Below are 14,477 nucleotides of genomic sequence, written 5' to 3'. Positions count from 1 at the left end.
GCAAGGGCAATCAGCCCCACTGTACCGCGAGAATCTCGTAACCCTTGGCGCCGCCCGGGGCGTTGACTTCGATGCTGTCGCCGACTTCCTTGCCGATGAGGGCGCGGGCAATGGGCGAAGAAATGGAAATGCGGCCGGCCTTCACATCGGCTTCCTGGTCACCGACGATCTGATAGGTCTTTTCCTCGTCGCTGTCTTCGTCCACCAGCTTGACGGTGGCGCCGAACTTGATCTTGGAACCGGACATCTTGGACAGATCGATGACTTCGGCGCGCGCCGTCAGATCTTCCAGTTCGGTGATGCGGCCTTCGTTATGGCTCTGGGCTTCCTTGGCAGCATGGTATTCGGCGTTTTCCGAAAGGTCGCCATGGGCGCGCGCTTCGGCAATCGCCTCGATGATACGGGGGCGTTCCTCCTGCTGGCGCCAACGCAGCTCCTCCTGCAGCTTGACGAATCCACCCTGAGTCATCGGTACTTTTTCTACCATTTTTTTATCCTTCGCATTCCGGTCGCTTTACTTGCAGACACAAAAAGAAACAGGTTCCGGAGAGGAACTCCGGAACCATGCCAAAATCATAACTGAGCCGACTATATCAGAAGACGACAGCGAAATGCCAGCAAATTTGAGGGCGGCGTATTTTCATATATATTCATGGGCTTAACCAAGGCGATTGACATTTTTCAATGGAACATATAGTGAACATAATCATGAAGAAGTCAATCAGGCAACGGCTGGCCATTCTCTCCGATGCGGCGAAATACGATGCGTCCTGTGCGTCGAGCGGCACGGTGAAACGTAACTCCGCGGCGTCAGGCGGTCTGGGCTCCACGGAAGGGTCGGGCATCTGCCATGCCTATGCGCCGGACGGGCGCTGCATCTCGCTGCTGAAAATCCTGCTCACCAATTTCTGCATCTATGATTGCGCCTATTGCATCAACCGCTCTTCCAGCAATGTCGAACGGGCGCGCTTCACGCCGGAAGAAGTGGTGTGGCTGACGCTGGAATTTTATCGGCGCAACTATATTGAGGGGCTGTTTTTGTCTTCCGGCATCATCCGCTCCTCCGATCACACGATGGAGGAGATGGTGCGGGTGGCGCGGGAGTTGCGCGTTACGCATGGTTTTCGGGGTTATATCCACCTGAAATCCATTCCCGAAGCCTCGCCCAAGCTCATAGAGGAGGCGGGGCTTTATGCGGACCGTCTGTCGATCAACATCGAATTGCCGACCGATAGCGGCATCGGCCGTTTCGCGCCGGAAAAGCAGCCCGCCAATATTCGCCGCTCCATGGCCGATATCCGCCTGAAGATCGAGGAGGCGGGGGAGCCGACCGTGCGGACGCGCCGGACCAGGCGCTTTGCGCCCGCCGGACAGAGCACGCAGATGATCGTTGGCGCAGATGGTGCGAATGACAGCACCATCCTCTCCACCAGCGCCCGGCTTTACGGCAGTTATGGCCTGCGGCGCGTCTATTATTCGGCCTTCAGCCCCATTCCGGATTCCTCGAAAAACCTGCCGCTGATCAAGCCGCCTTTGATGCGTGAACACAGGCTTTATCAGGCGGATTGGCTTTATCGGTTTTACGGTTTCGACATTGGCGAGATAACCGCGATCGGCGGGGATGGCATGCTCGATCTCGATATCGATCCGAAGTTGGCCTGGGCACTGAAACATCGCGAGCGTTTCCCGGTGGATGTCAATGTGGCGGATCGGGAAATGCTGCTGCGGGTGCCGGGCTTCGGCACAAAGACGGTCGCTTCCATCCTGTCGTCGCGGCGCTTCCGCCGGTTGCGGCTCGAGGACATCGCCCGCTTCGGCGTGTCCCTGAAGAAAGTGAAAGCCTTTGTTGTGGCGGAGGGCTGGACACCCGGCAAGCTGACCGAACGGCCGGATCTGCGGGCGATGTTTGCCCCGCAGCCCGAGCAATTGTCGCTGTTGTGATGTATGGCCCGGTTCTCGAAGGGCGGGGTGATTTCGGTGAGTGGCGCGATGCCGCGCGCTCGGCGCTTGCCGCCGGCATTCCGCCCGAGGCAATTGACTGGCGGTTGCGCGACGACGGAGCCGGGCTTCTGGACTGCGCCGGCGAACCCTTGCCGGTTGCGGCGGCGCAGGCTGCCCGGGTTTCCGTTCCTGCCGCTTTCGTGGCGCTGGCGCAGGCTGTGATCTGTCACGGCGACAGGGGGCGTTTCGCGCTGCTTTACCGGCTGTTGTGGCGGCTGGGGCAGGATCGTGCCCTGCTGCAATTCAAGTCCGATGCGGATGTTTCGCAGGCACGGCTGCTTGAAAAATCCGTTCGTCGCGATTGTCACAAGATGACGGCCTTCGTCCGCTTCAAGGAATTGCTATTGCCGCAGGGGCAAGGCGGGCGACGGCGCTTTGTCGCCTGGTTCGAGCCGGATCATTTCATCGTCGAGCGCACGGCGTCGTTTTTCCAGCGGCGATTCACCGACATGGACTGGTTGATCGCGACACCGAAAGGGTCCGCGCAATGGGACGGAAACGTGTTGCAGACGGCGCGGGAGGCGGCGGTCAAACCCGATCTGAAGGATGAAACGGACGATCTGTGGCGGACCTATTATGCCAATATTTTCAACCCGGCACGTCTGAAGATCAAGGCGATGACGGCGGAGATGCCGAAGAAATACTGGAAGAACCTGCCGGAAGCGGAGCTCATTCCCGGCCTCGTTCTCGGCGCGGAAGCACGGGTGCTCGACATGGCGGCCAGGCAGGCAAGCCAGCCGCAGCCGTTTCACCATCGTTTGCAGGCCGTGGCGGCCGCGGCGCGGGAAGTCCCGCCGCCGACGCCGACCGACGGGCTTTCGTCATTGAAGCGGCAGGCTGACCAATGCACGCGATGTCCCTTGCATTGCCGGGCGACGCAGACGGTTTTTGGCGAGGGGCCGGAAAAAGCGGATGTCATGATCGTTGGCGAACAGCCCGGTGATCAAGAGGATCTTGCCGGAAAACCCTTTATCGGTCCCGCAGGCCGGCTGTTTGACCGGGCGCTTGGCGAGGCGGGTGTGGATCGCGGTCGGCTTTACGTCACCAATGCCGTCAAGCATTTCAAATATGAGACACGTGGCAAGCGGCGCATCCACCAGCGGCCGGATGCGGGTGAGGTGCAGCAATGCCGCTGGTGGCTCAATCAGGAAATCGCACTGGTCCAACCGAAACTCATCGTCGCCATGGGGGCGACGGCGCTTTATGCGCTGACCGGCGGCAAGGAAAAAATCACCACGCTCCGGGGGCGTCCTCTTCCCATGCGGGACGGGCGGACGCTTTTTGTCACGGTGCATCCATCCTATCTGCTGCGCCTGCCGGATGCGCCGGCGAAAGAGGCGGAAATTCGTCAATTCGAAAAGGACATCGGTTTTATAAAACTATTCGAATAAATTTCATTTCGAATGTGTGTATTATAGAATATTTTCATTTTACTTTTTGTGCGGTCAATTTGAAATTTGCGCGCTCTATCTTTATTGAAAATTTATATTTATTATTATAATTGACTCTGTTGTATTTATTTATTGTGCGGACATATTATGTTGGGTGAGCTCGATCTTGCAACAGTCATACTGATGCAAAAGTGTTCTTATATCGTCGGTTTGCTGAGCTTTATCTATTTGAAAATCACGAATCGCGGCTTGCGCGGTCCGTCGGTTCTTGCTGCGGGTTTTGCGGCCATGACGATCGGCTCCACGCTGGCGGGTTATGGCGAATGGGGAATAGTGTCGCCGGCCCTGTGGCAGTTCGGCAGCGTCGTGTTTGGTATTGCCGGCTATGCGCTGATCTGGCTCGGCCTGAAAACCCTCAGCGACGAACGGTCGCCAGGCGGGCGAACCGTATTTTTTGTCGGTATGGTCACGCTTGCGGCGATTGTGCTTGCGCAGCAGGTTGCGGACAACAATGCCTATCGCGCTGCCTTGTTCAACAGCTGCGCGGCTCTGGCCTATCTTGCCGGTGCGGCAGGGCTTCTAGCCGGTTGGCGTCGGGAGCCGCTGCTGTCGCGCCTGGCGCTCGCTGCGATCACCGGCGTTTCCGGCCTGATTTCGCTTTCGGTGATGAAGAGCATGCTTTTCCCCGCATATGCCACCATCAATCTGGTCAATGCGTTTTTCTTCATCATCATGCTGAACTTCGCGATCGCCCTTTTCGTGATGATGCTGGTGGCTGAGCGCTCCGAACGGAAACTGCTGGTTCTTGCCAATACCGATCCGCTGACCGGCGTCAAAAACCGGCGCTTCTTCTTCCAGACCATGCCGGCAACGCCCGATCCCGCCGATGCGGCCATGTTGCTGGATATCGATCATTTCAAGTCGATCAATGACCGTTTCGGCCACGCCGTCGGTGACAGCGTCCTTCAGGAAGTGGCGAAACGTATCGGCGGCAGCATACGCGGCGGCGATATATTGGCGCGTTACGGCGGCGAGGAATTCATCATCTTCCTGCCGGGCGCCGGGGTGCAGAAGGCCTGCATGATCGGAGAGCGCATCCGTGATGCGGTTGCGGTCACCGAGGTCGATTGTGGCGGTCTGCGCGTCGGTGTGACGATCAGTATCGGCGTCGCGGCGACCGGCGACCGCCGTTGCGATCTCCAGACCCTGGCGGAAATGGCGGATCGCGCGCTTTACCGCGCCAAAACCGAAGGCCGCAACTGCGTTCGCGAGGCGCTGGCGGCCTAGGCCGTGAACTCATAAACGGATGGCGGTTGAAGCGTTGATGTTTCATCCTTCCGAACATTGTACAGTGCATCGTCGAGACGCGCGTTCGGTCTCAAACCGCTACATCGGCGTCCTCGCGTATCTGCCGGCGCAGTTTTCGGCAGGCTGGATGACCCAGACATTGTCTTTTGAGAAGACGATGGCTCCGGACCGTTTGGCTTCCGATGGGCTGGCCGGGATCAGCAGCTTCGAGTTCTTGTAGAAGAGGATTTCGGGTTCGGATTTTTCCTTGCCGGTCCAGATGTCATCCCGGATCTGGAGCTTGTTTCTGTCCGAATTGAAGACGATGAAGGTGTCGCCCTCGACGATCCCGACACTTGCCTTCTGGACGTACACGTTCGAGTCGATCTGCTTGTCGGCCCGCAGGAACGATAGATCCTCGTCCTTCACGGTTCCTTTCGCGGACAGCTGGAACAGCTTCTCCATAACGGTGTTCATCCGGGTTTGCGACATGGCTGGTTGGCAAGCGTGTGCATTGCCTGGAAAGAGCACCAGAACAAGAAGTATCCAGAGTCTGTTCGTCACTCGAATGTCCCTTATGCATCGACGATGGGCTGTTTTATTTACAACATCTGTTCGTTCAGCTTGGAAGAGCTTTCAGTATTACGCCACGCAAAACGCCGCGGGCATGGCAACCCGCGGCGTTTCGTTTTCAGTCAGCACATGATGGTGCGGATTTCCGCGGCACGCTTACTGGAAGTAGCTCTGCAGCGGCTTCACTTCCAGATTGCCGGCCTTCAGCGCCTTGATGGCAAGGGCTGCTGCTTCCGCGCCGGCCATCGTCGTGTAGTAGGGCACCTTCTGCATCAGCGTCGCGCGGCGCAGCGACTTCGAGTCGGAAATCGCCTTGTTGCTGTCGGTGGTGTTGATGACCAGCTGGACCTGACGGTTGCGGATGGCGTCCTCGATATGCGGACGGCCTTCCTGCACCTTGTTGATCTTTTCGGCGTTGATGCCCTGTTCGGCGAGGAAACGCTGGGTGCCGCCGGTGGCCAGCACCTTGAAGCCGCTTTCCACGAGAATGCGGATGGCGGACAGCACACCCTCCTTGTCCTCGTCACGCACCGAAACGAAGACCGTGCCGGAGCGCGGCAGGTCGACGCCGGCGCCGAGCTGGCTCTTGGCGAAGGCCAGCGCAAAATCCGTGTCGAGGCCGATGACTTCGCCGGTCGAGCGCATTTCCGGTCCGAGCAGGATGTCGACGCCGGGGAAACGCGCGAAGGGGAAGACGGCTTCCTTGACGGCGATGTGTTTCAGGTTGCGCGGATCGGGCTTCTCGCCATAGGCGGCAATCGCCGGATCGAGCTTTTCGCCGGCCATGACGCGGGCGGCGATCTTGGCGATCGGCGCGCCGATGGTCTTCGCTACGAAAGGCACGGTACGCGATGCGCGCGGATTGACTTCGAGAACGTAGATCGTGCCGTCCTTGATGGCGTATTGCACGTTCATCAGGCCGCCGACATGGAGCGCCTTGGCAAGCGCGGTCGTCTGGCGTTCCAGCTCGTCGACGATCTCCTTCGACAGCGACCGGACCGGCAGCGAGCAGGCCGAGTCGCCCGAATGGATGCCGGCTTCCTCGATATGTTCCATGATGCCGGAGACAAAGACGCTTTCGCCGTCGCACAGCGCATCGACGTCCACTTCGACGGCGTTGGTCAGGTAGCTGTCGAACAGCAGCGGGTTCTTGCCGAGCAGGGTGTTGATCTGGCCGGTCTTGTCGTTGGGGTAACGCTGCTTGATGTCTTCGGGCACGAGACCGGGAACGGTGTCGAGCAGATAGGTCTGCAGCTGGCCTTCCGAATGGATGATCTGCATGGCGCGGCCGCCCAGAACGTAGGACGGGCGAACGACCAGCGGGAAGCCGATTTCCGAGGCGACGAGGCGGGCCTGCTCGACCGAATAGGCGATGCCATTGTTCGGCTGGGCAAGATCGAGCTTCATCAGCAGTTTCTGGAAGCGGTCGCGGTCTTCGGCAAGGTCGATCATGTCCGGCGCGGTGCCGAGGATCGGGATACCGTTCTTTTCCAGTGCTTCGGCGAGCTTCAGCGGCGTCTGGCCGCCGAACTGCACGATGACGCCGACCAGCTCGCCCTTTTCCTGTTCCGCACGCATGATCTCGATCACGTCTTCGGCCGTCAGCGGCTCGAAATAGAGGCGGTCGGAAGTGTCGTAGTCGGTGGAAACCGTTTCCGGGTTGCAGTTGATCATGATCGCTTCGAAGCCGGCATCCTTCAGGGCGAAGGCGGCGTGGCAGCAGCAATAATCGAACTCGATGCCCTGGCCGATACGGTTCGGACCGCCGCCGAGGATGACGACCTTCCTGCGGTCGGAAACCTGCGCTTCCGAGCGGGCGGCGCCGACGAAGGGAATTTCATAGGTCGAATACATGTAGGCGGTCGGCGAGGCGAATTCGGCGGCGCAGGTGTCGATGCGCTTGAAGACCGGGCGGACGTTCAGGCTGTTGCGCAGCTCGGCCACTTCCTTCGGACGCTTGGACGTCAGGCTGGCGAGGCGGGCGTCGGAGAAACCCATGGCTTTGAGCATGCGCAGGTTTTCGGCATCCTGCGGCAGGCCGTGCTCGCGGATGCGGGCTTCCATGTCGACGATGGCTTTGAACTGGGCGATGAACCACGGATCGATCTTCGAGTTTTCGTGGACTTCCTCTTCGCTCATGCCCATGCGCAGCGCCTGGGCGACCATGCGCAGGCGGTCCGGCGTCGGTGTGCCGATGGCGGCGCGGATGGCGTTCTTGGAACCTTCGCCTTCCTCGTAACCGGGGATTTCGATTTCATCGAGACCGGTGAGGCCGGTTTCCATGCCGCGCAACGCCTTCTGCAGCGATTCCGCGAAGGTGCGGCCGATGGCCATGACTTCGCCGACCGATTTCATGGCGGTGGTGAGGATCGGCGACGCGCCCGGGAATTTCTCGAAGGCGAAACGCGGGATCTTGGTGACGACGTAGTCGATGGAGGGCTCGAAGGACGCAGGGGTCGCGCCGCCGGTGATGTCGTTTTCCAGTTCGTCCAGCGTATAACCGATGGCGAGCTTGGCGGCGATCTTGGCGATCGGGAAGCCCGTTGCCTTGGAAGCCAGAGCGGACGAGCGCGAGACGCGCGGGTTCATTTCGATGACGACGAGGCGGCCATCCTTCGGATTGACGGCGAACTGCACGTTCGAGCCGCCGGTCTCCACGCCGATCTCGCGCAGCACCGCAATCGAGGCGTTGCGCATGATCTGGTATTCCTTGTCCGTCAGCGTCAGCGCCGGCGCGACGGTGATCGAGTCACCCGTGTGGACACCCATCGGGTCGATATTTTCGATGGAGCAGATGATGATGCAATTGTCCGCCTTGTCGCGGACGACTTCCATCTCATATTCCTTCCAGCCGAGAACAGACTCTTCGACCAGAACTTCGGTGGTCGGCGAGGCGTCGAGGCCGCCCGAGACGATATCGAAAAATTCCGAGCGGTTATAGGCAATGCCGCCGCCGGTGCCGCCAAGCGTAAACGACGGGCGGATGATGGCCGGCAGGCCGACATGATCGATGGCCTGGGCGGCAATCGCCATGGCATGGGCCATGTAGCGCTGCTTGCGGTCGGTCTCGCCGAGGTTCCACTGGTTTTCGAGGTCGTCCAGCGCCTTGTCGAGATCGGGACCGGAAAGCTTGCCCTTCAGTTCGGTGCGGGCGGCTTCGTGCTTCTTGCGGTCGGCGTCCTTGATTTCGGTGGCGTTGGCGAGCATCGACTTCGGGGTTTCAAGGCCGATGCGGGCCATGGCCTCGCGGAAGAGGGCGCGGTCTTCGGCCATGTCGATGGCTTCGGGCTTGGCGCCGATCATTTCGACATTGTAGCGGTCGAGAACGCCCATGCGCTTGAGAGAGAGCGCGGTGTTGAGCGCGGTCTGGCCGCCCATGGTCGGCAGCAGCGCATCCGGGCGCTCCTTGGCGATGATCTTGGCCACGACTTCCGGGGTGATCGGCTCGACGTAAGTGGCGTCGGCAAGGCCCGGATCGGTCATGATCGTCGCGGGGTTGGAGTTGACCAGGATGACCCGGTAACCCTCTTCCTTCAGCGCCTTGCAAGCCTGCGTGCCGGAATAGTCGAATTCACATGCCTGGCCGATGACGATCGGTCCCGCGCCGATGATGAGGATGGACTTGATATCTTGGCGCTTCGGCATGGCTCTCTCGTTCCGCTTTTTGGTTGCGCAAAACACCGGCCAGGGTGGAAGATCACCGGCCGGGGAGCGCAATTCAAATGTTTTCAGGCTAGAAGCGGCTTATAGGCAAATGTTTTTGAGAACGGAACCCCATAAATTCCGGAATCGACAGAAACTCTTAACGGGCGGGAGCATGCGTGGCGAAACGGCCCTGCGCCGCGACGCTGTGTGAACGGCTGACGGGAATTTCCATGCCGTCACGGGTCACGATATAAAAACGGCCCGCCGCTTTTCGCAATGAGATTACATTGACGTCGGCGACCCAATGGGAGCGGTGCACCTGCAGGCCGGGCGTGTCGCCGATTTCGCGCAGCGCATCGGCAAAGCGCAGCAGCACGAGCTGACGCCCGCGGGTGGTGACGATTTCGGTGTAATGGTCCTGCACCGAGAGCCGCAGCACCTCGCCGCGCTTTTGCGGCGGCAGCCTGTTTAATATCGGCGGCGGCTCGTCAATGGAGGCGGGCGGTTCATCGCCCGGCCGTGGCCCCGCGACATCGGCGGCGCGTGAAGAGCTACTTGTCAGAAAGCTGAGAAAACAGAAAATGATGCAGAGCGGCAGGGCGGCCAAAGCGTCCGCGGTCACCGAGGCGGCGTCGACCGGCTTTGTGAAGAACAGGCCGTTTGCAAGGCTGATGACCGCGCCGATGGGCAGGGCGGCGAAAACCGATCCAACCATCATGCGGATGAGCGGGGCGGAAAAAAACCTTGCCAATGCGGCATTGGCGAAGGCGGAAAGGCAGGTGGTGATGATCCAGCCTGCTCCCTGCAGCAGCGTCCAGTAAACGAGGCGCGGCCAGAAACTCATCTTCTCGCCGGTGCCGTAAGGGCCTGTCAGGACGAAGAGGGCGAGAATGGCGAGAAAGGTGCTCCAGAGCGCGCGGGAGCGCGCCATGGACTGCAATTGGCGAAGCGTGGATTGCACCACGGTGTCGTTCACGAAATTCTCCCGCCATTTGCGCCATAGTGCTTGAGCCGCAGCCTGTTTGACTGAAATTGCCGCAGAGTTCAACCGGGTGAGAAAGATGTTCCTTCAACCGCTTCTTGAAGCGCCTTTTGCCGTCCAGCTGCATGTGGCGACCGTCGTGCCCGCCGCCATTCTCGGCGCCGTCATTTTGTTTTTTCCAAAGGGCACACCCCGTCACCGCCTGCTGGGCAGGGTCTGGGTCGTGCTGATGATCGTCACGTCATTTTCGACGTTCTTCATCCATGAGCTGAACGTGTTTCACGGATTCAGCCCGATCCATATCCTGTCCACCTTCACCATCTATGGCTGTCTGCAATCGGTCTATTTGGCGCGGCGCGGCCAGATAAGACATCATATGCGCATCATGCAGGGCATCTATCTCGGCGGCATCGTCATCGCCGGCGGGTTTACCTTCCTTCCGGGCCGGATCATGCATGCGGTCGTTTTCGGCAATGGGCCGGCGGATTTTACGACATTGTCAGTCATGGGAACCATTTTCGTTTTCCTGTTCCTGACCGTATTGAGACTAAGGCGCAGACCCGCTTGAGGGGCTCCGTCGGCCGCGTCTGCTTTCTTCCGGAACAAGATGTATTATAGTGCCGTTATAAGGCAGCTTGTTGAGGCGGTATCCGCCGGGAGAAGAGCATGGAATGGAGAGGGCGTCGCCAGTCGGACAATATCGAGGACCGGCGCGGCATGTCGGCGGGATCGGGGCCTTCTGGCAACGATCCCTTTTCGCGCGGCGGGATGCGCATCCCTGTCGGACGTCGCGGCGGCGGAATAGGGATCGGCGGCCTTCTGGTCATTCTGCTGATAAGCTGGGTGCTGGGCATCAACCCTCTGACACTGCTTTCGGGCGGCGACATCTCGCTGGATGGCGGCGGCACGACACAATCGGGCACCCAGCAATCCGGCACGCGCCCGCAGGGCGATTCGTCGGATGATACGACGGCCTTCGTCCGCACCGTGCTGGCCGAGACCGAGGATACCTGGAGCGGCATTTTCCAGTCCGCCGGCGAGACCTATCAGAAGCCGACGCTGGTGCTTTTCTCCGGCCAGGTGTCGTCCGCCTGCGGTTATGCGTCCGCTGCCAGCGGCCCGTTCTATTGCCCGGGTGACCGCAAGGTCTATCTCGACACCAGCTTCTTCAAGGAGCTGGACCAGCGTTTCGGCGCAGCCGGCGATTTCGCCCAGGCTTACGTCATCGCGCATGAGGTCGGCCACCATGTGCAGAACCTGACCGGCGTCCTGCCGGAGTTCAATCGCCGCCGCCAGTCGATGAGCCAGGTGGATGCCAACAAGATGTCGGTACGGGTCGAGCTTCAGGCGGATTGTTATGCCGGCATCTGGGGCAAGTTCACCGAGCAGAAGGGCATTCTCGAAACCGGCGATCTCGAGGAGGCTTTGAATGCCGCCCACCAGATCGGCGACGACACGCTGCAGAAGCAGACACAGGGCTATGTGGTGCCTGACAGCTTCAACCACGGCACTTCGGCGCAGCGCATGGAATGGTTCAAGCGCGGCTTCCAGAGCGGGCGGGTCGAGGACTGCGACACTTTTTCGGCCAATATCTGAGGACAGGGGGCTTTGAAGCCCCCTTTTTCATTCAACGCATCAAAAGCGCGACGGCATACATGCCAAGGGCGAAAACCGTGTGTGCAACAAGGTTGAGAAATCGAACCTTGTTCGGATTGGGCGTCTTTGCCGCCGCCCAGCCGATGCCCAGCCCCGGCTGCAGCAGGAACCAGCCTGCGCCAACGGTGACGATGCCGACGATCCACGGCTGGATGAAAGACGGATTGGCAAACCATGCGGCCGGAACCACCAGCGCCAGAATGATGCCATAGAGGATTCCGACGGCGTAATGTGAAATCCAGCCAAGCGCCAGTTCGTGCTCATAGGGCGTCGCCGTCGCGATGCTGTCGTGAAATATCCGGCCCTTCGGCACATGCCAGAACCAGCGGCCGACCGGCGCCCAGTTGGGTGCGGACTGGCCGAAAAAGCGGTGCAATATGATTGCCCATATATCCATAAACACTGTGCCGCCAATGCCCATGGCAACGCCGCGCCAAATCAGTTCCAGCATGAATCCCTCCGCATGATCATGATCGATCAAGCTCTAGCGGATTGGGTCGATGGCGGGAACCGGCTATTGCCGGGGCGGCCAAGAAAAATGGCCGGATCGCTCCGGCCATTGCTTATATGAAAACGCTTCAGCGTCATCATCGGGCTTGCCCCGATTATCCATCCCCGCGCGCCCTGTATGCGCACCCTGTATCCTCGGGTCAAACCCGAGGATGACCTTGAGTGTGTTGAGACCGGGCAATTGAGGAATGGCCGGTGTGCACCGTCAATCCTATCTTTGATGGCTAGGCCGCCCGCCCATATTCCGTCTGCCGCCGCGTGGCCGCCGCCAGCTGGAACTGCGCCAGCAACTCGTTGAGCGCCGCCGCTTCCGAGGCCAGTCCGTGGCTCGCCGCCGTCTGTTCCTCGACCATGGCGGCATTCTGCTGTGTGCCCTGATCGATGGTGTTGATGGCGGTGTTGATTTCCTGAAGCCCGGTCGACTGTTCGCGCGACGAGGTCACGATGGCGTCGATATGGCGGTTGATCTCCTGAACTTCGCGGACGATGGTTTCCAGCGCCTTGCCGGCATTACCGACGAGATCGACGCCGGACTGTACCTGCGATGTCGAGGCGTTGATCAGCGTCTTGATCTCCTTTGCCGCATTGGCGGAGCGCTGGGCAAGCTCGCGCACTTCCTGTGCGACCACGGCAAAACCCTTGCCGGCTTCACCGGCGCGGGCGGCTTCCACACCGGCGTTCAGTGCCAGAAGATTGGTCTGGAAGGCGATCTCGTCGATCACGCCGATGATGTTGCTGATCTCCGACGATGATTTTTCGATGCCTTCCATGGCGCGAACGGCATCTTCGACGATGACGCCGGACTGTTCGGCATTGCCGCGGGCGCGGTCGACCAGACGGCCGACCTCTTCGGCACGGCGGGCGGAATCCTTGACCGTGGTGGTGATTTCCTCAAGCGCCGCGGCGGTCTCTTCCACGGAGGCTGCCTGCTGCTCGGTGCGTCGCGCCAGATCGTCGGCGGACTGACGGATTTCGCCGGCGCCGGCGTCGATGGCGCGGGCGTTCTGGCCGACGGTGCTGAGGGCGGCATTCAGCTTGGTGACGGAATTGTTGAAGTCGTCGCGCAGGCGGTCGATGCGGGTGACGAAGGGGGTGTCGATGCGGTAGTTGAGATCGCCTTCCGAAAGATGCGCCAGTCCCCGGGCAAGCGAATCGACCGCGAACTGGATATCCGCCGCGTCTTTCGCCGCCAGTCTTTCACGCTCGTTGCGCTCCCGCTCCGACAGCGTGCGGTTTTCTTCGGCGTCTCCTTCAAGGCGCAGGCGTTCCATGGCGTTCGACCGGAACACGGCAACCGCCGCGGCCATCGAGCCGATCTGGTCGGTACGCTCCTGGCCGGGAATGGCGACATCGAGGTTGCCGGCCGCAAGGCCTTCCATGGCCGACGTCATCTGGGTGACGGGGCGGACGATGAAGCGCGAGAGAACGGTTGCGAGCAGGGCGATCATGATTGCGGCGGCAAGAACCGTGGCGATGGTCGCCGCCAGGCGGAACTGGCCGATTGCGCTGTAGGCGACGCCGGAATCGACAACGAAGCCGAGATACCAGTCAACCGAGGGCAGGCCGGCAACCGGGATGAAGCTGGTGATCTTGCCCTTGCCGTCGATTTCTGTCTGCGAAATTGCCGAGGAAATCGCCGGTGTGTTGACCTTGAAGAGATCGGTCAGCGGCTTGTCGACGAATTTCGGATCGGGATGGATGAGGATCTTGCCATCCTTGCTGACGAGGAAGGCATATCCGTCCTGGCCGGCATCCACGGACTTGATCATGGTGACCAGTGAATCGAGCGAGAAGTCGCTTCCCGTGACACCGGCCAGCTTGCCGTCGACGGAAACCGGAATGGCGGCGGTGATGATGAGACCGCCGGTCGATGCATCGCTGTAGGGTTCGGTCAGAACCGGCTTGCCGGCCTTGACGGCATCCAGATACCATGGGCGCTTGCGCGGATCATATCCCTCCGGCAGCGGCAGTTTCGGGAAGGTCGTGAAGCTGCCGGTGTCGGCATTGCCGAAATAGGTGGACATGAACTGCGCCGTCAGCACGTCGTTCTGCAGGAAATGTACCTTGGCATCGTCATCGGAAAGCTTGGCGAGCGTTTTCGCCACCGTGTCGGTCAGCATGATGCGGCCGTTCAGCCAGTTGGCGATGCTCTGCGCGGCCTGTTTGCCGGAAGAACCGATATTTTCCGCCACGGCTTCCGTCGTGACACGGTGCTGAAGGCTGTCGATGTAGAAAGAAAAGCCCGCAAAGGCGGCGACGACAAGTGATGACGCCGCAAACAGGATGCGGGTCATGAGATTGGTTTTCTTGGACAAGCTACAGATCCTTTGAGCCGGATGTACCGTTCAGGTCATCTTTGACAATGGTGGGGAAAACATGCCTCAAAGGCGGGAACATTCTGCGTCATGCAGCTTATGATTTAAAAGAACTAT

At 60.2% G+C, this 14,477-nt stretch carries 11 protein-coding genes; 5 read left to right on the top strand and 6 right to left on the bottom strand.

Going from position 1 to position 14,477, the window contains the following annotated elements:
* Positions 1-10: 10 nt before the first annotated feature.
* A complete protein-coding gene (gene greA / locus ACI2KA_RS02175; RefSeq protein WP_003522847.1) occupies positions 11-487 on the bottom strand; it encodes a transcription elongation factor GreA in 477 nt (158 codons plus the stop codon).
* Between the two features lie 221 nt (positions 488-708).
* Here greA and ACI2KA_RS02170 point away from each other — a divergent pair, with 221 nt between their 5' ends.
* The 3 genes from ACI2KA_RS02170 to ACI2KA_RS02160 all read left to right on the top strand — a co-directional run bounded on the left by ACI2KA_RS02170 (position 709) and on the right by ACI2KA_RS02160 (position 4,679).
* Positions 709-1,941, top strand: a complete 1,233-nt coding sequence (locus tag ACI2KA_RS02170) for a putative DNA modification/repair radical SAM protein (protein ID WP_404498787.1) — start codon at positions 709-711, stop codon at positions 1,939-1,941.
* A complete protein-coding gene (locus ACI2KA_RS02165) occupies positions 1,941-3,392 on the top strand; it encodes a UdgX family uracil-DNA binding protein (RefSeq protein WP_404498785.1) in 1,452 nt (483 codons plus the stop codon). The genes ACI2KA_RS02170 and ACI2KA_RS02165 overlap by 1 nt, the downstream gene beginning before the upstream one ends.
* 147 nt (positions 3,393-3,539) lie before the next feature.
* Positions 3,540-4,679: a GGDEF domain-containing protein gene (locus ACI2KA_RS02160; RefSeq protein ID WP_404498784.1), complete on the top strand. Its 1,140-nt coding sequence runs from the start codon at positions 3,540-3,542 to the stop codon at positions 4,677-4,679.
* 99 nt (positions 4,680-4,778) lie between these two features.
* Here the strand turns inward: ACI2KA_RS02160 and ACI2KA_RS02155 are convergent, their stop codons facing one another.
* The 3 genes from ACI2KA_RS02155 to ACI2KA_RS02145 all read right to left on the bottom strand — a co-directional run bounded on the left by ACI2KA_RS02155 (position 4,779) and on the right by ACI2KA_RS02145 (position 9,873).
* Positions 4,779-5,243 carry a hypothetical protein gene (locus tag ACI2KA_RS02155; RefSeq protein WP_404498782.1) on the bottom strand — a complete coding sequence of 155 codons (465 nt, stop codon included), beginning with the start codon at positions 5,241-5,243 and terminating at the stop codon, positions 4,779-4,781.
* Between the two features lie 165 nt (positions 5,244-5,408).
* The gene (carB, locus tag ACI2KA_RS02150) at positions 5,409-8,897 is read right to left on the bottom strand and encodes a carbamoyl-phosphate synthase large subunit (RefSeq protein WP_404498780.1); all 3,489 of its coding nucleotides are present in this window, start codon (positions 8,895-8,897) and stop codon (positions 5,409-5,411) included.
* A 157-nt stretch (positions 8,898-9,054) separates the two neighbouring features.
* On the bottom strand, positions 9,055-9,873 hold the full coding sequence (locus ACI2KA_RS02145; RefSeq protein WP_404498778.1) for a LytTR family DNA-binding domain-containing protein: 819 nt from the start codon (positions 9,871-9,873) through the stop codon (positions 9,055-9,057).
* 85 nt (positions 9,874-9,958) lie between these two features.
* Here ACI2KA_RS02145 and ACI2KA_RS02140 point away from each other — a divergent pair, with 85 nt between their 5' ends.
* Positions 9,959-10,447, top strand: coding sequence for a DUF2306 domain-containing protein (locus ACI2KA_RS02140; protein WP_404498777.1), 489 nt, complete (start codon positions 9,959-9,961; stop codon positions 10,445-10,447).
* A gap of 98 nt (positions 10,448-10,545) precedes the next feature.
* Complete coding sequence (locus ACI2KA_RS02135) at positions 10,546-11,475, top strand: neutral zinc metallopeptidase (RefSeq protein WP_404498776.1); 930 nt, start codon at positions 10,546-10,548, stop codon at positions 11,473-11,475.
* Positions 11,476-11,506: 31 nt separating this feature from the next.
* On the opposite strand, the gene ACI2KA_RS02130 is transcribed toward ACI2KA_RS02135, so the two are convergent.
* Together ACI2KA_RS02130 and ACI2KA_RS02125 are read right to left on the bottom strand one after the other, a co-directional pair.
* Complete coding sequence (locus tag ACI2KA_RS02130; RefSeq protein WP_404498774.1) at positions 11,507-11,986, bottom strand: DUF2938 domain-containing protein; 480 nt, start codon at positions 11,984-11,986, stop codon at positions 11,507-11,509.
* Between the two features lie 283 nt (positions 11,987-12,269).
* On the bottom strand, positions 12,270-14,360 hold the full coding sequence (locus ACI2KA_RS02125) for a methyl-accepting chemotaxis protein (protein WP_404498772.1): 2,091 nt from the start codon (positions 14,358-14,360) through the stop codon (positions 12,270-12,272).
* Between the last annotated feature and the right edge of the window lie 117 nt (positions 14,361-14,477).

This window comes from Agrobacterium sp. NPDC089420, assembly GCF_044900305.1.
In the GTDB taxonomy this organism is placed as follows: Bacteria; Pseudomonadota; Alphaproteobacteria; order Rhizobiales; family Rhizobiaceae; genus Agrobacterium.
The sequence above is the reverse complement of the archived record's forward strand: the minus strand, read 5'-3'. Positions and strand labels throughout refer to the sequence as shown.